Origin of the sequence: Sphingomonas sp. Ant H11, assembly GCF_000797515.1 — a bacterium.
Taxonomy (GTDB): domain Bacteria; phylum Pseudomonadota; class Alphaproteobacteria; order Sphingomonadales; family Sphingomonadaceae; genus Sphingomonas.
Genome location: NZ_JSBN01000003.1, coordinates 25,629 through 46,986, shown reverse-complemented (window position 1 = coordinate 46,986; position 21,358 = coordinate 25,629). Strand labels below are relative to the sequence as shown.

Genomic DNA, 21,358 nt, shown 5'->3' with positions numbered 1-21,358 from the left:
GCCGCTGCACCGGTTGCGCAGTGGCGGGGGCGGCCTCGATTCGCCGCCCCCGCGCTCGTGCAGGCCCGTTTTTAGCTCTCGTTACGCGCCAGCCATTCTTCGAGCCACTTGATCGTATAGTTTCCGTCCTGGAAGTCGGGATCCTCGATCAAGGCCTGGTGTAGCGGGATGGTCGTCGTCGGGCCTTCGATCACGAACTCCTCGAGCGCGCGGCGCAGGCGGCGGATCGCGCCGGCGCGGGTGGTGCCGTAGACGATCAGTTTGGCGATCATCGAATCGTAATAAGGCGGCACGCGGTAACCGGCATACAGCCCGCTATCGACGCGGACGTTCATGCCGCCGGGCGCGTGATACGCCTTCACCAGGCCGGGCGACGGCGCGAAGGTGCGCGGATCCTCGGCATTGATGCGGCATTCGATGGCATGGCCACGGAATTGCACGTCTTCCTGGCGCAGCGTCAGGCCATGGCCTTCGGCAATGCGGATCTGCTCGCGCACCAGATCGAGCCCGGTGATCGCCTCGGTCACGGGATGTTCGACCTGTAGGCGCGTGTTCATTTCGATGAAATAGAACTCGCCATTTTCCCACAGGAACTCGATCGTGCCAGCACCGCGATAGCCCATATCGGCCATCGCCTTGGCGCAAATGCCGCCCATGCGCGCGCGGTCTTCTTCGCCCAGCACGGGCGATGGGGCTTCTTCGAGCACCTTCTGGTGGCGGCGCTGGAGCGAGCAGTCGCGCTCACCCAGATGGATGGCGTTGCCATTGCCGTCGCCGAACACCTGGAATTCGATGTGGCGCGGGTTGCCGAGATATTTTTCGAGATAGACGGTCGCATCGCCGAACGCGGCCTTCGCCTCGCTGCCGGCCTGCTGCATCAGCGTTTCGAGCTGATCCTCGGAGGTGCAGACCTTCATGCCGCGCCCGCCGCCGCCCGACGCCGCCTTGATGATGACGGGATAGCCAGCGGCCGCTGCGATTTCCTTGGCCTCGGCCAGATCGCTGATCGGCCCGGCCGAGCCCGGCACCAGCGGCAGGCCGAGCGCGCCTGCGGTGCGCTTGGCCTCGATCTTGTCGCCCATGGTGCGGATATGTTCGGGCTTGGGGCCGACGAAGATGATGTCGTGCGCCTCGACGATCTCGGCGAACTTGGCGTTTTCGCTTAAGAAACCGTAGCCCGGATGGATCGCGTCCGCGCCCGAAATCTCGGCGGCGGAAATGATGTTGGGGATGTTGAGATAGCTTTCGGCAGCACTCGGCGGTCCGATGCAGATCGCCTGATCGGCGAGTCGCACGTGCATCGCATCGCTGTCGGCGGTCGAATGCACCGCGACGGTCTGGATACCCATCTCATGGCACGCGCGGTGGATGCGCAGCGCGATCTCGCCGCGATTCGCGATCAGCAGCTTCTTGATTTCAGGCATTCGTAACTGTCCAATCCGCAGACCCGAGGCACCGTTCGCCCTGAGCCTGTCGAAAAGCTGCCCGGCTCAGGCGAGCGGGCGCGAGAGGAGGGCAGGGCTTCGACAAGCGCAGCCCGAACGGGGCGGTGGCGATCATTCCACCACGACGAGGGGTTGGTCGAACTCGACCGGCTGGCCGCTCTCGACCAGCACGGCCTTCACGGTGCCCGCGCTTGGCGCGAGAATGGGATTCATCACCTTCATCGCCTCGACGATCAGCAGCGTATCGCCTGCGGCAACCTTGTCACCAACGCTGACAAAGGGCTTCGCCTCGGGATTGGGGGCCAGATAGGCGGTGCCGACCATCGGCGATTTGACCGCATTGAACGCGGCTTGCGGCGCGGTGACGATTTCCGCCGGTGCGGTGGTCGAGGCCGCCGGGGGCGGCTGCGGGGGCGGGGGGCATATTGCACCGCTGCCGCTACGGCAGCCGCCTTGCGCGCGATGCGAATCTTGCGACCGCCATCCTCGACTTCGATTTCCGTCAGCTGCGTGTCATCCAGCAGCTGCGCGAGCTGACGCACCAGATCGACATCGATCCGCATTGCGTCATTGTGTTTGTCTTCGGCCATGCGACCCTAATCTCCCTTATTGGGGACGCGTCCTGTCAGAGACGCGCCGCCGCTTCAAGCGCCAGCAGATACGAAAGCGTCCCAAAGCCGCAGATCGTGCCCTTCGCCACGGGGGAGATACGGCTGATATGGCGAAAAGCTTCGCGCGCGTGCGGGTTGGAAAGATGGACTTCGATCACCGGCGTGCGGATCGCTTTGATCGCATCGTACAGCGCGATCGAGGTGTGGGTGAAAGCCGCGGCGTTGAGCAGCACCGCCTTGGCAGGCAGCGCCTGCGCCTCGTGCAACCAATCGATCAAATGCCCTTCATGGTTGGACTGGCGTAGATCGATGTCGAACCCGAGTTCTCGCGCGCGATCCTCCAACTGGCCGGCGATGTCGTCGAGCGTGTCGTGGCCGTAGATTTCGGGCTCGCGCGTGCCGAGCAGGTTCAAGTTCGGGCCGTTGAGAACGAAGATGGTTTCGCGCATCGGGTGAGTCTTCCGGTTGAATGACGCTGGGCAGACGCCTAGGTGATGGGCATCCATAGCCCGTTCGCCCTGAGCTTGTCGAAGGGCTGTTCGTCCTCCCACGGGTGAGGAAGGACAGGGTTTCGACACGCTAAGCCCGAACGGAGGCGGGGATTATCCCCGGTCAAACATGCCCCATACCGACGGAACCCTGACCATCCAGCTCAATGGCGAGCATCGCCGCGTGGGCGCGGGGCTCAGCCTTGCCGATCTTGCCGCCGATCTTGGCCTGCTGCCGGAAAAGGTCGCGGTCGAACGCAATCTGGCGGTGGTGCCGCGCTCGACGCTGGCGCAGGTGATGGTTGAGGATGGCGATGAACTCGAGATCGTCCATTTCGTCGGTGGCGGCGACCACCCACCTGCAGTGAAGGCCGATACCTGGACCGTCGCAGGGCGTACGTTTCGGTCGCGGCTGATCGTCGGTACCGGCAAATATAAGGACTTCGCGCAAAATGCAGCGGCGCTCGAGGCCTCCGGTGCCGAGATCGTTACGGTTGCGGTACGACGTGTTAATGTATCCGACCGCAACGCGCCGATGCTCACCGATTTCATCGACCCCAAGAAGGTGACCTATCTGCCGAACACGGCGGGCTGCTTCGATGCCGAATCGGCGATTCGCACGCTCCGCCTGGCGCGCGAGGCGGGCGGTTGGGATCTGGTGAAGCTGGAAGTGCTGGGCGAGGCCAAGACGCTCTATCCCGACATGGTCGAGACACTCCGCGCCACCGAAGTGCTGGCCAAGGAAGGCTTCCTGCCGATGGTTTACTGCGTCGATGATCCGATTGCGGCGAAGCGGCTGGAAAATGCGGGAGCAGTGGCGGTGATGCCGCTCGGCGCGCCAATCGGATCGGGTCTAGGCATCCAAAATCAGGTGACGATTCGCCTGATCGTCGAGGGGGCGACTGTACCGGTGATCGTCGACGCCGGGGTCGGCACCGCGTCGGACGCCGCGCTGGCCATGGAACTGGGCTGCGACGGCGTGCTGATGAACACCGCGATCGCCGAGGCGAAGGACCCCATTCTGATGGCGGCGGCGATGAAGGCTGGGGTCGAGGCCGGACGGATGGCGTATCTGGCGGGGCGGATGGGCAAGCGGCGCTATGCCGATCCCTCCAGTCCTTTAGCGGGGCTCATTTAACCGGAACGCTGTCATTTCGGTGCGGAACGACCTAGCTTCGCGCCTATGATGCACCGCCTTCTTCCTGTCGCACTGCTCCTTACCGGGTGCAGCGCGCCGCATGATGCAAACACCGCCGCCTCGACGTTCGAGGCACCAGCCAAGCGATGACGCTGACGGCGGCGGATGGAAAGACCGTCTTTGGGCGGTTGTATCGCGCAGAGCATCCCAAGGCGACGATCCTGCTGTTTCATCAGGCGGGATCGAGCAAGGACGAATATAGGACGATCGCGCCGCGGCTGGTCGCAGCCGGATATAGCGCTTTGGCAATCGATCAGCGCGCCGGTGGCACGCTCTTCGGCCCGAATGAGTCAAGCGCGCAATATCCGCGCCCGGCAGGCTATCTGGAGGCGGTTCCCGATCTGCAAGCGGCAATTGACTGGGCGACGCAGCAGCATGTCCCCGTGATCTTGTGGGGGAGCAGCTATTCCGCCGCCTTGGTGTTTCCCCTTGGCGTACGAAATGCGGGGAAAATAGCCGCGATTTTGTCCTTCTCTCCAGGTGAATATTTCGACGACAAACAGTTGGTAAAGCGCGCCGCCGCGCAGCTGTCTGTCCCGGCATATATTACCGGTGCCGCCAATAGCGATGAAACGACCGCCGCAAAAAGCATCGCCGATGCAATGTCATCGCGCCTTGTTACGCGCTACGTCCCCAAGCACGGAGTGCATGGTGCCTCGACGTTGATTGCGGTGAAGGACCCCCAAGGCGCGGAAGACAATTGGCTGCCGGTTCTGGCTTTCCTTCGGAAAGTGGCACCTTAAGGCTTGCGCGCGAGCCATACGCCCGCGCCCCCGCAACTGGCGTCTTCGGCGACATATGCCATTTCGACCAGGCCGCCAGCCTGGATCGCCGCGCTGTAATTGGCCGCCTCCAGGTCGGCCCGGTACGGCGTTCCACTCCGATAGTCGTCGCGCGTCGGGTCGCGGTCGGGCGGCGCGTTGAACAAGAGCCGGCCACCGCATTTCAGCCAGTCGGCCGCACGGCGCGCCATCAGCGCTTGATCGGCGTGGGTAAACCAGGTCAGCGAATTCCAGGCGATCACACCATCGAACTGCTCATCGAACTGGACGGTGCGCATATCCGCCTTGATCCAGCGTTCCCGCGGGAACCGCGTTTGCGCCAGGTTGATCATCGATTGTGCGTGATCGACCCCAACCACAGAGTGGCCGCGTGCGATCAGAAACCGGCCGATTGGCTCACCGGCACCACAGCCAAGATCGAGGATCCTGCCCCCGCGCGGCAGCGGCTCGATCATGCGTTCGATCCAGTCGTGCGCCTCGAAGGCACCAGGGCGGATGGGTTTAGCCAAGGTATTTGGGAACCTGTTCGATTTTAAGCTGTTTTACAATCAGAAGCCGCTGATGTCGTGCCACCGACATCGCCACTTCTTGGCGCAAGACGGAAAGGATGCTCTCATGGGCGAACTCATCGACAAGATCAAAGGCAACGTCAATGAAGCCATTGGCAAGGCCAAGCAGCACAGCGACAATCCTGATACGCAGGCCGAAGGTGTCGCGCAGGAGCTGAAGGGCAAGGCCCAGCAGACCGCAGGCAAGGTCAAGGGCGCGCTCGGCGACGATATCTGAGCAAGCCTGACTTGGTGAAAGGAGGCCGCTTCGCTAGCGCGAGGCGGCCTTTTTCATTGCGGTCAGCGTCGTGCCTGCCGTGATGGTTTCGACGTCGGTTTTGAGGTGGAGCAAGCGCACTCCGTCCTGGGCCATCGCGCGGGCAAGTGCCGGGGCGAACTCTGCGGTCGTTTCGACCGTTTCCGCCCAACACCCATAAGCGCGGCCAAGCGCGGCAAAGTCGGGGTTGGCGAGCACGGTGCCGCTCACGCGACCGGGAAATTCGCGCTCCTGGTGCATTCGGATCGTACCGTAAGCGCCATTGTCGATGACGAGGACGAGCATATTCGCGCCGTGCGCCACTGCGGTGGCGAGTTCCTGGCCGTTCATCAGGAAGCAGCCATCGCCCGCAAGCGCGACGACGGTGCGATCCGGGTGGCGCAAAGCGGCGGCGGTGGCGGCGGGGACGCCGTAGCCCATTGCACCAGCGGTGGGGGCGAGTTGGCTGTTGCGCTCGTACCGCCAGTAGCGGTGCCACCAGCCGGAATAATTGCCCGCGCCGTTGCAGATAATGCTGTCCGCCGGAAGTTGATCGCGCATCGCCGCGACGCACGGACCGAGATCAAGTTTCACGCCCGCGCGCGGGGCGGGGGTGGACCAGGCGAGATAGTCGGCATGGGCTTCTCGTGCATCGGCGCGCGGCTCGGGCGGCTCCTTTGCGCTGACCAGAGCGTCGGCGATCGGCCACATGCCCGCACAGATCGCGATGTCGGCGCGATAGGTGCGGTTCAATTCGTTGGGATCGGGGTGGACGTGAATGAGCGTCTGGCTGGGATGATCGGGCGTGAGGAGCGTATAGCCGTCGTAGTCGCTTCTCCCAGGCGGGGACCGACCACCAAAAGGACGTCGGCTTGCTTGATCCGCGCGACCAGTTTGGGGTTCGGGCCATAACCGAGGTTGCCGGCCCACACCTTATGGGTATTGTGGATGGCATCCTGCCGCCGGAAAGCTGCGGCGACGGGAATGCCCCATAGCTGGGCAAAGTGGCTGAACGCGGCACCAGTGGCCAAATCCCAACCGGCACCGCGACAATCGCCATCGGGGCCTTGGCCTGGCCGATAGCATCGAGCGCACGCGCGACCAGATCGGGATTGGGCATCGAATCCACCCGTTCCACCCTCGGGCGATCCACCGCCACCACCTGATCGAGCAGCATATCCTCGGGCAACGCCAGCACGACCGGGCCGGGCCGTCCCGAGATCGCGACGTTCCAGGCCCGCGCGACATATTCGGGAATGCGGCGGGCGTCGTCGATCTTGGCGGCCCATTTGGCGATGGGGCCAAACATCGCGGGAAAGTCGATTTCCTGAAACGCCTCGCGGTCCTTGGTTCCGCGATCGACATCGCCGATGAACAACACCATCGGCTGCGAGTCCTGCATCGCGACATGCACCCCGATGGAGGCATTGGTCGCACCCGGGCCGCGCGTGACGAAGGCGACGCCCGGCCGCCCGGTGAGCGCGCCATCGGCACAGGCCATGAAGGCGACGCCACCTTCCTGTCGGCACACCACCAGATCGATTTCGGGCGTGTCGTGCAGCGCATCGAGCACCGCGAGGAAGCTTTCGCCGGGGACGGTGAAAATGCGGTCGCAGCCTTGCGCGACGAGTTGGTCGACCAGGATACGGCCGCCAGTGCGGGGGGGAGGGGCTAAGTTCATCGTCGGTTTTTAGCGACGAAGCTGCGGCTTGGGTAGGGCGCTCTCGAGCCGAGCGCGCGCGAGGCGCGTGGCCGCGAGTGTCGGGAATTTTGACAGTGTCGCGTGGTGCAGCACCTACGTTAACCACCAAAGCCTTAGAAAATCAGAGCTTTGCGAAATCTGGCACGTAGGGTGCTATACCTAGGACATGCCGAGCGGTAATCGCTTCAGCAGGGCGGGCCAGCGCACCAGCGCGGCCCGCCCGACCCGGCAATCAGCCCGCTTTCACGACACCTTGCTCTTCAAGCAGCGTCGCAAGCTCACCGCTTTCATACATTTCCATCATGATGTCGGACCCGCCAATGAACTCGCCCTTCACGTAAAGCTGGGGAATCGTCGGCCAATCCGAGAATTGCTTGATGCCCTGCCGCACGCCTTGATCCTGCAGCACATCGACGCTGTCGAATTCGGCACCGAGATGATTGAGGATCGCGACGGCGCGGCTGGAAAAACCGCACTGTGGGAACAGCGGACTACCCTTCATGAACAGCAGGACGTCACTTTTGCCGACGAGTTCGGCGATACGGATCTGGTCTGGGTCGGTGCTCATCGTTTTACTCCTGTACAGGCACGGCGGTGGTGAGTTGCAGGGCGTGCAACACCCCGCCCATGCGGTCGCCGAGCGCGGCATAGACCGCGCGTTGTTGTTTCAGTCGCGGCAGCCCGCGAAAACTCTCGGCGGTGACGCACGCCGCCCAATGATCGCCATCACCGGCGAGATCGGTCATTTCGACGCGCGCGTCGGGGATGCCCGCGACGATCAGCGCCTCGATTTCGTCCGCCGCCATCGGCATTATTCGGACCCCATCAACTGACGGCGTGCTTCGACCGTCTTTTCCTCGATCGCGCGCCGGATCGCCGCTTCGTCGATCGCGACATTGGCTGCGGTCAGATCGCTGACGAGCTTGCGGATGACGTCTTCGTCGCCGGCCTCTTCAAAATCGGCCTGGACCACGGCCGTTGCGTAAGCGTCGGATTCCTCTTTCGTCAGGCCCATCAGTGTAGCGGCCCATTGGCCGAGCAAACGGTTGCGTCGCGCCACGATGCGGAAGGCGACTTCTTCATCGCGGGCATATTTGGTCTCGAAGGCGCGCTCGCGATCGTCGAAAGTGGTCATGTGGATGGTCCCTTGGGCCTGACGAATAACGCAAGGGAGATAAGCGTGACGGGGGGCGTGCGCAACGCCCGTGGTGAAAGCAGTACAAATGTATCCTTGCGTATAGTTGTAGCGGTTGGCGGTAGCCCAATTGCCGCAGGGCGGTATAAGCGCAGCCGATCGCCTATGTTCAATCGGGAACCGCAAACCGCCAATGCCGCCTCTTCCCGACCGACCTTCTTCGAACGGCACGCTTCGGCCGCCCGGCACGCATCATTTCCTCCCGTCGCTGCCCGAGGCGCATCGCACGCTGAAGGTATGGGAAACGGGAGATGTCCGTCGGCCGCGCTGGCGGCAATGGCTTGGTTTCGCCGGTCCTGGCTTCATGGTGTCGGTGGGCTATATGGACCCTGGCAATTGGGGGACCGATCTCGCCGGCGGCAGCCAGTTTGGCTATGCGCTGTTGTGGGTGATCCTCGCCTCGAACCTGATGGCGATCTTCCTGCAAGTGCTGTGCGCGCGGCTCGGCATCGTAACCGGGCGCGACCTCGCGCAATCGTGCCGCGATTATTACCCCAGGCCCGTGGTGATCGGCCTGTGGCTGCTGTGCGAAATCGCCATCATCGCGTGTGATCTGGCAGAGGTGGTTGGGTCGGCCGTGGCGCTGAACCTGTTGCTCGGTTTGCCGCTGATATGGGGCGTGCTGGTCACTGGGCTCGATGTGTTGCTGCTGCTGCTGCTGATCAATTTGGGGTTCCGCAAGATCGAGGCGGTGGTGCTGGCTCTGGTGACGACGATCGCTTTGTGCTTTGCCTATACCATCTTCCTCGCCAAGCCCGATTGGACGGCGGTCGCGCTGGGGGCGGTGACGCCCTCCATTCCCAATCAGGCGGCTTTGGTGATCGCGCTCGGCATATTGGGTGCGACGGTGATGCCGCATAATCTGTATCTGCATTCGGCGATCGTGCAGACGCGCGCTTTCGGCAAGAGTGCGCGTGACATCAGGGCGGCGCTGGCGTTCAACACGCTCGACACGGTGCTGGCGCTGGGGGCTGCGTTCTTCGTCAATGCCGCGATCCTGGTGCTGGCGGCGGCGGTGTTCTGGCGCAGCGGCGTGGTGGTGACCGAATTGCAGGATGCGCACCAATTGCTGCGCCCCGCGCTGGGTGGTGCTGCGGCGACCGCCTTTGCGGTGGCGCTGTTGGCATCAGGGCAATCGAGCACGATTACGGGGACGCTCGCCGGGCAGATCGTGATGGAGGGGTTCCTGCACATTCGCGTGCGGCCGTGGATTCGACGGCTGGTGACGCGTGGGCTGGCGATCGTGCCAGCGGTGGTGGTGATCTCGGCGACGGGCGGGCGCGACACGGTGGAGCTGCTGGTGGTCAGCCAGGTGGTGCTGTCGATGCAACTGCCCTTCGCGATCTTCCCGCTGATGATGGTGACGAGTTCGCACGAGCGGATGGGGGCACATGCCAATGGCGTGTGGGTGAAAGCGCTGGGCTATGCGATTTGCACGGTGATCGCGGTGCTGAACGTGTATTTGCTGTGGGCGACGATCGGGGCGGTGTGGTTAGGGGCGCTGGCGGCGGCGGGGGTGGCGTTTGCGCTTTGGGTGCATTTGCGATGGCGAGTAGTCCCGAGCCATTCCAATCGATAGATATTCAGAGCATCGGACAGACGCCCCGTCTGTCCGATGTCCGTTTACTGATCGACTTGCACCAGCGCTTGTAGGCACGTGCTAAGCGTCATCGACGCAAAGCCCTCACATACGGTGTTGCCGCGACAGGCCTGCACTTGGCTATTATAATTTGCCCAGCATACACCTAAAGACTGGGCTTGCGCGGCGGGACTAGTCCCTAGTAAAAAAATCACCGACATCGCAAAGAATTTAACCTTACGCATTGCCTTTCTCCATGTCCGTCTCGTCGGACCTGCAGAGCATACCTATATACAATTTTAGTTCAAGGATGCGTAACAAAATCGTGTCTAGCCAATTCCGATCAGGAATTGTCGCCTTGGCTAAGTAAAGTGTCTTTGTCGATGGACCCATCGACGTTGCAGTAAGAGCTTCCGTCAGTCGGCGACGTTGACCACCAATTTTCCGATCGCGCCGCGTGCCGCCATCTTGGCGATGGCCTTGCCGCCATCTTCGAACGCGAAGGTCTCCGTCACGCGCGGTGCGATCTGACCGTCTTTCCATAGCAAAAACAGCCGCTCGATATGCGCGCGGTTCGCTTCGGGGTCGCGCGCCGCAAACGCGCCCCAGAATACACCGCACACGTCGCAGCTTTTGAGCAAGGTGAGGTTGAGCGGCAATTTCGGAATGCCTGCGGGAAAGCCGACCACCAGATAGCGCCCCTCCCAGCCGATCGAGCGCAGCGCGGGCTCGGCATAATCGCCACCGACCGGATCATAGATCACGTCATACCCGCTCTTGCCACCGGCCGCCTTGAACTGCTCGGCGAGCGCCTTGGACTGATCCTTGTCGAACGGCGCGCGGGCATAGACGATGGTGTCGTCCGCCCCGGCCTGGCGGGCGGCCTCGGCCTTTTCCTCGGACGAAACCGCCGCGACGACGCGCGCGCCGAAGGCTTTACCAAGCTCCACTGCGGCGAGGCCCACTCCGCCTGCGGCACCGAGGACCAGCAGGGTTTGCCCCTCGGCAAGATGGCCACGGTCGAGCAGGGCGTGGATCGTGGTGCCATAGGTCAGCAACAGCGACGCGCCTTCGGCGAAGCTGCGGCCTTCCGGCAAGCGATACAGGCTGGTGACGGGCAGGGCGATCTTTTCGACCAATCCACCCGACCCCGTTGTTGCGATCACGCGATCGCCGGGCTTCCAGTCGGTCACGCCTGCGCCGACGCTGTCGATCACACCCGCAATTTCGCTGCCCGGCGCGAAGGGGCGCGGCGGCTTGAACTGATATTTGTCCTCGATGATCAGGACGTCGGGATAGTTGATCGAGCAGGCCTTGACCGCGACCACCACCTGGCCGGGCCCCGCCACCGGGTCCGGCAAGGTATCGATGACTAGTGTTTCAGGTCCGCCCGGTGCCTTCGACAACAATGCCCGCATGTGCCCGTTCTCCGCTCATCCACGGCCGGTGTTCAGCTACCCCGGCTTCGTATTTCGAAATCTGGGTATCTCTTGCCAGCGTGAGGCCGACTTCGTCCAGCCCCTCCATCAGGCATTGGCGGCGGAAGGCATCCAGTTCGAACGGAAAACGGTCCTGATAGGGAGTGGTGACGGTCATCGTTTCGAGGTCGACGGTAATTGGCTGGTCCTGCGCGACCGCGAGCAGCCGGTCGATCGCATCTTGTGGCAGCACGACCGCGACGATCCCGTTCTTGAAGGCGTTTCCGGAAAAAAATGTCGGAGAAACTGGGCGCGATCACGGCGGTGATGCCCATGTCGGCAAGCGCCCACGCGGCATGTTCCCGGCTCGATCCACAACCGAAATTGTCGCCCGCGATCAGGATCTGGGCTCCGGCATAGCGGGGATCGTCGAAGACGTTGCCCGGTTGCGCGCGCACGGTTTCAAACGCGCCCTTGCCAAGCCCCTCCCGCGTAACGGTCTTCAGCCAATGCGCCGGGATGATGACGTCGGTATCGACGTTCTTCTGCCCCCACGGATAGGCAATACCGGAAACGCGCGTTACCGCCTGCATCACCGCGCTCCCGCCGGCGGATAGCCGCCGGAGCCCATGCGAAATATCTTCATCACGGAATATTTTCCTCAGGTTTCCGACCCGACCGGCACGACGGGCGGGTCTGCAGCACCAGCAGCCGGTTATTTGCCGGTCGAAATGCCGATCGCGCTGGTCTTGGCGGTGGCGGCATAAGCGGCGAGACCGCTCAACACGGTGCCCATGATAAGCACAACCAGAACACGCTTCATACTCGATCCCCTTCCGCGGGATGTGTTACCAGATCTCGCACGTCACACAATTTACCCGTCACCGCAGCGGCTGCGGCCATCGCCGGCGACACCAGATGCGTCCGCGCGCCTGGGCCCTGCCGTCCTACGAAATTACGGTTCGAAGTGGAAGCGCAGCGCAACCCCGGTGGTACTTTGTCGGGGTTCATGGCAAGACACATCGAACAGCCCGGCTCGCGCCATTCGAACCCGGCGGCGAGGAAAATGCGGTCGAGCCCCTCGGCTTCGGCCTGGCGCTTGACCAGGCCGGATCCCGGCACGATCAGCGCGTGCACGCCATCGGACACGCGGCGTCCGTTGGCGACCGCGGCGGCGGCCCGCAGATCCTCGATCCGGCTGTTGGTGCAACTGCCGATGAAGACATAGTCGACGCCGATATCCTGCATCGCGGTGCCGGGGGTGAGCCCCATATATGCAAGCGACTTGCGCGCGGCATCGCGCTTGGCCGGATCGGCGAAGCTCTCCGGATCGGGCACGGTGCCGGTAATGGCGATAACGTCCTCGGGCGAGGTGCCCCAGGTCAATTGGGGCGCGATGTCGGTCGCGTCGAGCGTCACGACGCGATCATAGATCGCACCGGGGTCACTCGGCAGCGTCTGCCAATAAGCGACCGCCGTATCCCAGGCGGCTCCGCGCGGTGCCATCGGACGGCCCTTGAGATAGGCAAAGGTCGTCGCGTCGGGCGCGATCAAGCCCGATCGGGCACCGCCCTCGATCGACATGTTCGAAACGGTCAGTCGCCCCTCGATCGACATCTCGCGAATGATCGACCCGGTATATTCGAGCACATAGCCCGTGCCGCCTGCCGCGCCGATCTTGCCGATGATGGCAAGCGTTACGTCCTTGGGGCTGATTCCGAAGCCGAGCGTGCCATCGACGCGCACTTCCATCGTCTTCGACTGGCCGAGCAGCAGGGTCTGTGTGGCGAGCACATGCTCGACCTCGCTCGTGCCAATGCCAAAAGCGAGCGCGCCGAGCGCGCCGTGCGCCGAGGTATGGCTATCGCCACAGACCAGGGTCGTTCCAGGTAGCGTGAAGCCCTGCTCGGGGCCGACAACGTGGACGATGCCCTGTTCCGGGGCGAGTGCATCGATATAATCGATGCCGAAATCGCGGGTATTGCGTTCGAGCGCGTCAAGCTGCGCCGCACTTTCCGGATCGGCGATCGGCAACGGGGCACCCGCCGCGTCGCGTCGTGCCGTCGTGGGCAAATTGTGATCGGGCACCGCCAGCGTCAGATCGGGGCGTCGCACCGTGCGCCCGTTGGCGCGAAGGCCCGAAAAGGCCTGCGGGCTGGTAACCTCATGGACGAGGTGACGATCGATGTAGATCAGGCAGGTGCCATCGTCGCGGCGTTCCACGACGTGATCGGCCCAGATCTTTTCGTACAATGTGAGGGGACGGCTAGCCATTGGAGGTCTTTAACCGAAAGATGCGCCGTTTCAAGGATTAGGTAACAGAATGTTACGTCACCGTCAGCGCGTGCGCGGACAGTCCCTCCGCGACACCGCTAGCGGATATAATGGGCTGTGGTTTTGGCAGCGATCTCTTCGGGGGTAACTCCGGGAGCCGTTTCGATCAGTTTGAACGGCGATTGATGATCGGGGCGCTGGAACACCGCCAGGTCGGTAACGATCATGTCGACGACGTTCTTGCCGGTTAACGGCAGCGTGCAGGCGGGAATGAACTTCGGGTCCCCGTTCTTGGACGTATGTTCCATCACCACGATGATCTTCTTGACGCCCGCGACGAGATCCATCGCCCCGCCCATGCCCTTGATCATCTTGCCCGGGATCATCCAGTTGGCGATGTCGCCATTTTCAGCGACTTCCATCGCGCCGAGCACGGTCAAATCGATATGGCCGCCACGGATCATCGCGAAACTGTCGGACGAGCTGAAATAGGCCGATTGGGGCAGTTCGCTGATCGTCTGCTTGCCGGCATTGATCAGATCGGCATCTTCTTCGCCGGCGAGCGGGAAGGGGCCGATGCCGAGCATGCCGTTTTCGGACTGGAGCGTCACTTCGACGCCTTCGGGAATATGGTTGGCCACCAGAGTGGGGATGCCGATGCCGAGATTGACGTAGAAGCCGTCCTGCAGCTCGCGTGCGGCGCGCGCGGCCATTTCGTCACGAGTCCAGGCCATTACTTCTCTCCAGATGCGGGGGGCGACCAGCGCTTGTCGGCGGGAAAAACATCGTCGAGCCCGCCCTTGAGCGCGGTCCCGTAAACCGGGTTGGGGAGCACAAACCAGAAGCGGCCCCACATGCCGTGGATGGCGGGCGAGGAGACCGCCGCTCGGCGCTGTTGCGGGGTGCCGGTGAACAGGTCGGAGAAATCGCCGAGTTGATCTCCGCCCATCGCCACCACGCAATAGCGCGCGGCAATCGCCCGACGCCGCGAATCCTTGCCCGAGCCGCTGCCGAGGTCGCCCTTCAGCCACAGCGTTTCGCCGTGTTTGGCAGAGCCCAGACCGGCATGGGCGATGGCGGCCTCGGTGAAGGCGGCGTTGGCGGCACTGCGGTTGGTGTTGAACACCACGGTTACGCCCATGTTGCGCAGTTCGTTGACCGCAGCGACAGCGCCGGGCACGGCTGCGACCCGGTCGACCCCGGCCTGCTCCCATTGCAGCCAGTGCGCCTCGTCATAGGGCGCACCCGGATGCGTCGCATCGTCATATTCGAAGCCGAGATTGAGCAGCAGCGTTTCGTCCACGTCGAACACGACCGCGCGAGGGCGGTCTCCGCACGGCAAGGTGGCCGGCTGGTCGAGCGTCGCATCGGGGGTGAGCACTGCCGAGGTGCGGTCGCTCAGCGCCTTGGGGTCGGCCTTTTCGCTCGCCAGGCGGCGGCGCACGGCATCGACCAGCGTGTTATACGCCTGATGATCGAGCGCGGCGCTTCGCCCGAGCCGTAGAGGAATTGCATGCCGGGCGCCACCTCGCGTCCGTGACCATAGGATAGCCGGTGTAGGAACGGTGCGCGACGAGGGACACGACGTTACCCGTGGAGGTGCATCCCTGCAGCGCCAGCGCTCCCGCGCAGGCAGGAGCCCAGAGCCACAGGCGCAGCGCTCGCACGCCTGGGCTCCTGCCTGCGCAGGAGCGCAAGTGCGACCGTCGCATCACGCCGCCTCGCGAACAGTGCGGAACTCGATCTTCTTGTCATAGGGCGCGCCGACGATCAGCCGCTGGACATAGACGCCAGGCAAATGAATGCAGTCGGGATCGAGCGCGCCGACGGGAACGATCTCCTCGACCTCGGCCACGCAGATCTTGCCCGCGGTCGCCATCGGCTGGTTGAAGTTGCGCGCGGTCTTGCGGAAGATCAAATTGCCGCTTTCATCCGCCTTCCAGCCCTTGATAATCGCAAGGTCGGCGCGAATGCCGCGCTCGAGGATATACTCCTCGCCGTCGAAGGTCTTCACTTCCTTGCCTTCTGCAACCAGCGTTCCGACGCCGGTCTTGGTGTAGAAGCCCGGAATACCGGCCCCGCCAGCACGACAGCGCTCGGCCAGCGTGCCTTGCGGGCAAAATTCGACCTCAAGCTCGCCCGACAGATACTGCCGCTCGAATTCCTTGTTCTCGCCGACATAGGACGAGATCATCTTCTTGACCTGGCGCGTGCGCAGCAGTTTTCCAAGGCCCTCACCGTCGATACCGGCATTGTTGCTGGCGATCGTCAGATCCTTGGTGCCCGCGTCGCGGATCGCGTCGATCAACCGCTCGGGGATGCCGCACAGACCGAAGCCGCCCGCGCAAATCGTCATGCCGTCATGAAGCACTCCTTCAAGAGCGGCGGCGGCATTGGGATAAAGCTTGCGCATCGGCGGTGCCTTTCGATTTTGGGCGTCGAGTACGGCGGGGAAGGGCAGACGGTCAAGCCGCTGATTCTGGCGGGTGGTACAGCTTAAACCCTGGTGCCGAACACATGCCCGATCCCGGCCGTCACCGCCATTGCCAGCGCGCCCCAGAACAGCACGCGCAATGCCCCTTTCCACAGGTTCGCGCCGCCGACATAGGCCCCCGTTGCGCCCAAGACGGCCAGTAGCACCAGTGTCGCCACCGCGACCGCTTCGACCAGCGCGGTGCCCCGGAAAAGAAACGCCATCAGCACCGGGAAGATCGCGCCAACGGCAAAGCTGGCGGCCGATGCGATGGCGGCTTGCACCGGTTTTGCCTCCATCGCTTCGTGGATGCCCAGCTCATCGCGCATGTGGGCACCCAGCGCGTCATGCGTCATCAACTGCTCGGCGACTTGCGCAGCCAGCGCCGCGTCGAGCCCACGTTGGCGATAGATCGCGGCAAGTTCCTTGGCCTCGGCCATGGGGTCTTCGGCGAGTTCGGCTGCTTCGCGCGCGCGCTCCGCACCTTCTGTGTCGGCTTGTGAACTGACTGAAACATACTCGCCGGCCGCCATCGACATCGCGCCGGCGACCAGGCCGGCGATCCCGGTCGTAAGAATAGCGCTCTGGCTCTGCGCGGCGGCAGCCACGCCCACGATCAGACTGGCTGTCGACAGCAAGCCGTCATTTGCGCCGAGCACGGCGGCCCGCAACCAGCCGATACGCTGGACCACATGTCTTTCACCGTGCCGAATCACGCTACCGCCCTAGCCATGTTGGTCTCAATGCGCCAGCGCAAGGCCGGGTCTCGGCCATGGCATGCGCACCAGCCGTCCCGTACCGGACAGGGTGATATAGGCGGTCTGCCGATCGACCCCACCCCAGCAGATGTTGGTTGTGAAAGGGTCCGGAGTCGGGACGAATTCGACCAGCGCCCCCGCCGGGGAAATCACCGAAATGCCGCTTTCGCCGATCGTCGCGACACAAATGTTACCGCATTCCTCGATCCCCAGCGAATCGAAGAACGTATAGCCAGCCGGGCGGTACAACGGGATGCCGGCTCCGCCGATCCCGACGGTCGGGTCCACCTTGCCGGGTGCGGTGATATCGAAGGCCATCAGCCGACATGTGTAGGTTTCCGCGACGTACAACCGCCTGCCGTCCGGGGAGAGGCCGATGCCGTTGGGGTTTTCGCTGGGGAAAATGACCTCTTCGAGATGAGTTCCATCTGCCTTCGCATAGAAGATGCCGGTGACGTCACGCTCCCGGTGCCGGGTCTTGCCGTGGTCGGTAAACCAGAAGCCGCCGTGGGAATCGAACACGATGTCGTTCGGGCCGCGCAGTACGCAGCCAAAGTCTCCGTCGCGGTATAGGATTTCGACGGCCCCGGTCGCGGGATCGATCCGTTCGATGCGGCCGCCGGAATAATCGTGCGCTTGCCCGTGCGGGATCAGCAGCCCGGCGGGGTGCTCAAAATATTCGAATCCTCCATTGTTGCAGCAATAGAGCATCCCGTCGGACCGAGCGCCAGGCCGTTGGGGCCGCCGCCCGGCTCTGCCACCGTCTCAATCGTTCCGTCGGCGCGAACGCGGCTGATCCTGCCCGCTGCAATCTCGACCAGCACGACGCTGCCATCGGGAAGGGCGACGGGGCCTTCCGGGAAACGCAGGCCGTCCGCGATCGTGGCTAGGGTCACCCGAACTCTCCTTTTTTTTTTTGTTCTATCGCTGGGTCGGGGGACTGCAAGGGGCCTCTTGACTACGCATGTAAACAATATGATTACATCCGTAGTCAGTACGGAGGAGAGTCGAATGGCCGAGCGAATCAGTGATGCCGAACATGCGGTGATGGAGGTGCTGTGGGATGAAAGCCCGCTGACCGCACAGGACGTGGCGGAACGGATCCCGGCGACGCGCGAATGGACCTCCAACACCGTCAAGACGCTATTGGGGCGGTTGCTCGCGAAGAACATCATCGCCCATGAGGAGGACGGCAGACGCTATCGCTATCGTCCATTGGTGCAGCGGGAAGATTACGTTGCGGGCGAATCGCGCAAGCTGATGGATCGCCTGTTCGGCGGCAAATTGAGCCCGCTGGTCGCGCACCTCGCCGAGCGGGATGCGCTGACGGCACAGGATATCGCCGAAATCGAGGCATTGCTGAAGGAGCTCAAGGCATGATCGGCTGGCTCATCGAGGGTTTGATCGCGTCGACCGTGCTGATGGTGGCGGTGCTGGCACTGCGTGCTCCGGTGCGCAAGGCATTCGGGGCCGATATCGCTTACGCCCTGTGGCTGCTGCCGGTGCTGCGCTTGCTGCTGCCGCCATTGCCGAGCGCTTGGCACGCGGCGGCGGTCGCCCCGGTTTTGCGCGCGAGCCAACAAGTTACCGTTCTCTTCGTCGATCCGATTGGCGAAGGGTCCGTCGGTCCGGCGGTGCAGCCCTTTGGGGCGATGCTTGCCCCGGTACTTGCGATATTGTGGATCGCTGGGGCGGTGGCGTTTTTCGGGTGGCATTGGCGACGGCATGTGCGGTTTTGTCGCCGCATGCTGGACCAGGGGGCGGCTACCGACGATCTGGACGGTGTTCAGGTGATCGAAACCGACGCGGCCACCGGCCCGCTCGCCTTTGGCGTGTTGCGGCGTTACGTTGCCTTTCCGCGCGATTTCGCCGAGCGCTACGAACCCGAAGAGCGCGATCTCGCGCTGGCGCACGAGCTTGGTCATCATGCGCGCGGCGACCTTATCGCGAACTGGGTCGCGCTGGTCGTGCTCGCCCTGCACTGGTTCAATCCGATTGCCTGGCGTGCGTTCCGTGCCTTTCGGGCCGACCAGGAAATCGCCAACGACGCCCGGGTGCTCGCGGGCATGAACCCGATGCGACGGCACACCTATGCCTGCGCGATCCTGAAGGCGGCGCACCCGACCTTCCTGGGCGGCGCGGTGTCGGCGACCTGCCACCTTCACACCATCAATGACTTGAAAGGGAGATTGAGGATGCTGACGACCACCAAGATATCGCCGGTACGTCTGGTAACCGGGGCAGGGGCGCTGTCGCTGCTCATCGTCGCCGGGCTGGGCCTGACCGCCTCGGGAACGGCCGCCGTCGCCAAAGTGCGGAAGTCGGTGGAGACGGCGACCGGGGTTGATATCGCGCGCCTCGACCAAGCGTCCGTGCCGCCGCCGCCCGTTGCTGAAGCGGCGGCACCCGCACCCGCTGATGTTTCGGAGCCGCCCGTGCCTCCGGCCCCGCCGCGCGCCACGACAACCACCACCATTACCGACACGACCACCACCATCGCGGAGGATGGAAAAGACCATCGCAAAGTCGTGCGCGTCATCCGCCGCGACAAGGACGGCAAGGTGACCTTGGAAAATCTCTCCGGGATGGAGAATATGTCGGGGATAGAGACCATTCCCGAGGTCAGGTCGGCGCGCTGCAGCTCCGAGGGCGACCCGCGCCAGATGGTTCTTCATCGTGAAAAGGACGGCAAGAAGCTCATCGTCATCTGTTCGAACCGTATCGAAAAAAGTGGCGGCGGAGGGCGCTGCGATAGCCGCGAACAGCAAGGATATCGAACGCAAGGCTTACGCCGGTGCTTTGGCGGGCTTGCGTGCGGCGCGCGAGAAAATGTTGCGGTCCCCCGAGATGGGGGCGGAGGCCCGCGCGCAGGCCTTGGCAGGGATCGACACCGCTATCGCCGAAATCCAGGCAGACATTGCCAAGGTGGAATGACCGGGCAGGGTCGTACGGGCTTGCGTCTGCCCGCACGACCCGCCATCTCGGCCGATATGAGCGAGCAATTTCCCGGTGTGCCCGAGCAACTCGAGCCCCTCGTCGTGCGATTGCTTGCCCCCCAATCCGTCGCCGTTCACCTCGACAGGCACGCAAGTACATTTGGTCGGCACCAGCGACCTCGCGGTGATCGATCCCGGCCCGGACACGCCAGACCATATCGCGGCGATCGTCCACGCCATCGCCGGGCGTCCGGTCCGGGCGATCGTGATCACCCACACTCACCGCGATCACAGCCCGGGCTCGCGCCCGCTGGCGGCGGCAACGGCGCGCCGATCGTTGGATGCGCGCCGCTCGCGCTCGATGACGATCGTGTCCGGAGCGATGCATCTTTCGATCGGGAGTACGCGCCCGATCGGATTCTGACGGAAGGCGACTCGGTTGCGGGCGACGGCTGGACACTGACCGCGCTCGCGACGCCGGGCCACACCTCCAACCATCTCGCCTTTTCGCTGCCCGAGAGCCGGGCGTTGTTCACCGGCGATCATGTAATGGGCTGGTCGACCAGCATCGTCTCGCCGCCCGACGGAGATATGGCGGCGTATATGGCAAGCCTGGAAAAGCTGCTGCCGCGCGACGACCGTATCTATTATCCCGCGCATGGCGATCCGGTTACCAATCCGCAGCGGCTGGTGCGCGGGATGCTCGGCCATCGCAAGCAGCGCGAGGGGCAGATCCTGCGGCTGCTCCGCACCCAGTCGGCGACCATCGCGTGATGGTCGAGCGGATGTACGTCGGCATCGACCCGCGCTTGTTTCCAGCGGCCGAGCGATCGGTTTTGGCGCATTTGATCGATCTGGCGCAGCGTGGCGAAGTCTGTGCAGACGGTGATGTGTGGAGCGTAAAGGAATGACTTTCGTCGGAAAGTTTGCGGCGGCGCTGGCCCTGATCACCGTGTTCATCCTCGCGCTGGTGTGGGGCATCGGCGCGATGGTCGAGCACAAGCTCGCCGGGCCCGATCCTGTGACCATCGCCAGTGGGTCGCTGCAGGGACTGCGCGAGCAGAACCGCCTGTCGGCCTTCGCGGCACGGTTCGTCGCGGTGTCGACCTCGACACAGACGCAATTCGGCTTGCAGGCGAAGAAGACGCTCATCATGCCGGGGACCGTGGAATATCACGTCGATATGGCGAAACTGAACGCGCGCGACGTAACGTGGGACGCCAAGACCCGCACGCTCGGCGTAGTACTGCCGCCGGTCGAAGCATCGGCACCGCAGATCGACATGACGCAGATCCGTGAATATGGCGAAGGCGGAATCCTGTCCAAAATTACCGACGCCGATGCGAAACTCGAGGCGGCAAACCGCGCTGCCGGTCAAAAGGAACTCGTACGCCAGGCGCACGAAGCGGTGCCCATTCGCCTCGCCCGCGACGCCACGCGCCGTGCGGTCGAGCGGAGCTTTGCGCTGCCACTCAAAGCGGCCGGTTTCGACGCGACCGTCAAGGTGCGCTTCGCGGATGAGGGGCGCGACGGCAGCGAAGTGTGGGATACGACCAAGTCGATCGCCGAAGTTCTGGCAAACCGCCAATAAGGCGTGACGCGGTTCCTCCAGCGCCAATCCAATGGTATAGAGCCCCAGCGATTCGGTTTCGTCGGGGGGCGAATATGGCATCTTTAGCAGAACCACATTCCGCG

The 21,358-nt window shown here is 63.6% G+C and carries 18 protein-coding genes and 6 pseudogenes; 8 read left to right on the top strand and 16 right to left on the bottom strand.

The window, feature by feature from the left end; all coding sequences use genetic code 11:
- Positions 1–71: 71 nt before the first annotated feature.
- From accC to aroQ, 3 genes and pseudogenes are all read right to left on the bottom strand, one after another.
- The gene (accC, locus tag NW75_RS01395; protein ID WP_033963247.1) at positions 72–1,424 is read right to left on the bottom strand and encodes an acetyl-CoA carboxylase biotin carboxylase subunit; all 1,353 of its coding nucleotides are present in this window, start codon (positions 1,422–1,424) and stop codon (positions 72–74) included.
- A 132-nt stretch (positions 1,425–1,556) separates the two neighbouring features.
- Positions 1,557–2,035 (bottom strand): annotated as a pseudogene (gene accB, locus NW75_RS01390) (acetyl-CoA carboxylase biotin carboxyl carrier protein).
- A 35-nt stretch (positions 2,036–2,070) separates the two neighbouring features.
- Complete coding sequence (aroQ, locus tag NW75_RS01385) at positions 2,071–2,505, bottom strand: type II 3-dehydroquinate dehydratase (protein WP_033963245.1); 435 nt, start codon at positions 2,503–2,505, stop codon at positions 2,071–2,073.
- A 169-nt stretch (positions 2,506–2,674) separates the two neighbouring features.
- Here aroQ and thiS point away from each other — a divergent pair, with 169 nt between their 5' ends.
- Both thiS and NW75_RS01375 read left to right on the top strand, forming a co-directional pair.
- A complete protein-coding gene (gene thiS, locus NW75_RS01380) occupies positions 2,675–3,682 on the top strand; it encodes a sulfur carrier protein ThiS (RefSeq protein ID WP_081988573.1) in 1,008 nt (335 codons plus the stop codon).
- Between the two features lie 146 nt (positions 3,683–3,828).
- A complete protein-coding gene (locus NW75_RS01375) occupies positions 3,829–4,485 on the top strand; it encodes an alpha/beta hydrolase (protein WP_081988572.1) in 657 nt (218 codons plus the stop codon).
- Here NW75_RS01375 and NW75_RS01370 read toward each other — a convergent pair.
- Positions 4,482–5,033, bottom strand: a complete 552-nt coding sequence (locus NW75_RS01370; protein WP_231564864.1) for a class I SAM-dependent methyltransferase — start codon at positions 5,031–5,033, stop codon at positions 4,482–4,484. The genes NW75_RS01375 and NW75_RS01370 overlap by 4 nt on opposite strands.
- Before the next feature lie 106 nt (positions 5,034–5,139).
- Between NW75_RS01370 and NW75_RS01365 the strand changes: the two genes are divergently transcribed.
- Positions 5,140–5,310, top strand: coding sequence for a CsbD family protein (locus NW75_RS01365; protein WP_033963244.1), 171 nt, complete (start codon positions 5,140–5,142; stop codon positions 5,308–5,310).
- Between the two features lie 33 nt (positions 5,311–5,343).
- Here NW75_RS01365 and NW75_RS01360 read toward each other — a convergent pair.
- The 4 genes and pseudogenes from NW75_RS01360 to NW75_RS01345 all read right to left on the bottom strand — a co-directional run bounded on the left by NW75_RS01360 (position 5,344) and on the right by NW75_RS01345 (position 8,165).
- A pseudogene (locus NW75_RS01360) lies at positions 5,344–7,009 on the bottom strand (thiamine pyrophosphate-binding protein).
- 253 nt (positions 7,010–7,262) lie between these two features.
- Positions 7,263–7,598 carry a Grx4 family monothiol glutaredoxin gene (gene grxD / locus NW75_RS01355; protein WP_010402645.1) on the bottom strand — a complete coding sequence of 112 codons (336 nt, stop codon included), beginning with the start codon at positions 7,596–7,598 and terminating at the stop codon, positions 7,263–7,265.
- A 4-nt stretch (positions 7,599–7,602) separates the two neighbouring features.
- On the bottom strand, positions 7,603–7,842 hold the full coding sequence (locus NW75_RS01350; RefSeq protein WP_033963242.1) for a BolA/IbaG family iron-sulfur metabolism protein: 240 nt from the start codon (positions 7,840–7,842) through the stop codon (positions 7,603–7,605).
- Positions 7,842–8,165 carry a DUF1476 domain-containing protein gene (locus NW75_RS01345; protein ID WP_033963241.1) on the bottom strand — a complete coding sequence of 108 codons (324 nt, stop codon included), beginning with the start codon at positions 8,163–8,165 and terminating at the stop codon, positions 7,842–7,844. Before NW75_RS01345 ends, NW75_RS01350 begins: the two co-directional genes overlap by 1 nt.
- Positions 8,166–8,358: 193 nt before the next feature.
- Here NW75_RS01345 and NW75_RS01340 point away from each other — a divergent pair, with 193 nt between their 5' ends.
- Positions 8,359–9,804: an Nramp family divalent metal transporter gene (locus tag NW75_RS01340; protein WP_052191985.1), complete on the top strand. Its 1,446-nt coding sequence runs from the start codon at positions 8,359–8,361 to the stop codon at positions 9,802–9,804.
- A 416-nt stretch (positions 9,805–10,220) separates the two neighbouring features.
- Here the strand turns inward: NW75_RS01340 and NW75_RS01335 are convergent, their stop codons facing one another.
- The 8 genes and pseudogenes from NW75_RS01335 to NW75_RS01300 form a co-directional block, all read right to left on the bottom strand.
- The gene (locus tag NW75_RS01335) at positions 10,221–11,222 is read right to left on the bottom strand and encodes an NADPH:quinone oxidoreductase family protein (RefSeq protein ID WP_171010436.1); all 1,002 of its coding nucleotides are present in this window, start codon (positions 11,220–11,222) and stop codon (positions 10,221–10,223) included.
- A pseudogene (leuD, locus tag NW75_RS01330) lies at positions 11,185–11,815 on the bottom strand (3-isopropylmalate dehydratase small subunit). The gene NW75_RS01335 and the pseudogene leuD overlap by 38 nt, the downstream one beginning before the upstream one ends.
- 226 nt (positions 11,816–12,041) lie before the next feature.
- Positions 12,042–13,496, bottom strand: coding sequence for a 3-isopropylmalate dehydratase large subunit (leuC, locus tag NW75_RS01325; protein WP_033963240.1), 1,455 nt, complete (start codon positions 13,494–13,496; stop codon positions 12,042–12,044).
- Between the two features lie 98 nt (positions 13,497–13,594).
- Positions 13,595–14,230, bottom strand: coding sequence for a CoA transferase subunit B (locus NW75_RS01320; protein ID WP_033963239.1), 636 nt, complete (start codon positions 14,228–14,230; stop codon positions 13,595–13,597).
- Positions 14,230–14,940: an HAD family acid phosphatase gene (locus NW75_RS01315; RefSeq protein WP_052191983.1), complete on the bottom strand. Its 711-nt coding sequence runs from the start codon at positions 14,938–14,940 to the stop codon at positions 14,230–14,232. Before NW75_RS01315 ends, NW75_RS01320 begins: the two co-directional genes overlap by 1 nt.
- 267 nt (positions 14,941–15,207) lie before the next feature.
- Positions 15,208–15,909, bottom strand: a complete 702-nt coding sequence (locus NW75_RS01310; protein WP_033963235.1) for a CoA transferase subunit A — start codon at positions 15,907–15,909, stop codon at positions 15,208–15,210.
- 83 nt (positions 15,910–15,992) lie between these two features.
- Complete coding sequence (locus NW75_RS01305; protein WP_033963230.1) at positions 15,993–16,685, bottom strand: VIT1/CCC1 transporter family protein; 693 nt, start codon at positions 16,683–16,685, stop codon at positions 15,993–15,995.
- 24 nt (positions 16,686–16,709) lie between these two features.
- Positions 16,710–17,623 (bottom strand): annotated as a pseudogene (locus NW75_RS01300) (SMP-30/gluconolactonase/LRE family protein).
- A gap of 115 nt (positions 17,624–17,738) precedes the next feature.
- Between NW75_RS01300 and NW75_RS01295 the strand changes: the two are divergent.
- From NW75_RS01295 to NW75_RS01280, 4 genes and pseudogenes are all read left to right on the top strand, one after another.
- Positions 17,739–18,107, top strand: coding sequence for a BlaI/MecI/CopY family transcriptional regulator (locus tag NW75_RS01295; RefSeq protein ID WP_033963229.1), 369 nt, complete (start codon positions 17,739–17,741; stop codon positions 18,105–18,107).
- A pseudogene (locus tag NW75_RS25620) lies at positions 18,104–18,868 on the top strand (M56 family metallopeptidase); the annotation flags it as partial. The gene NW75_RS01295 and the pseudogene NW75_RS25620, both read left to right, overlap by 4 nt.
- A gap of 849 nt (positions 18,869–19,717) precedes the next feature.
- A pseudogene (locus NW75_RS01285) lies at positions 19,718–20,574 on the top strand (MBL fold metallo-hydrolase).
- Entirely contained in the window at positions 20,571–21,254 is a 684-nt protein-coding gene (locus NW75_RS01280; protein ID WP_052191980.1) for a DUF4230 domain-containing protein, read from the top strand. The pseudogene NW75_RS01285 and the gene NW75_RS01280 overlap by 4 nt, the downstream one beginning before the upstream one ends.
- Positions 21,255–21,358: the final 104 nt, after the last annotated feature.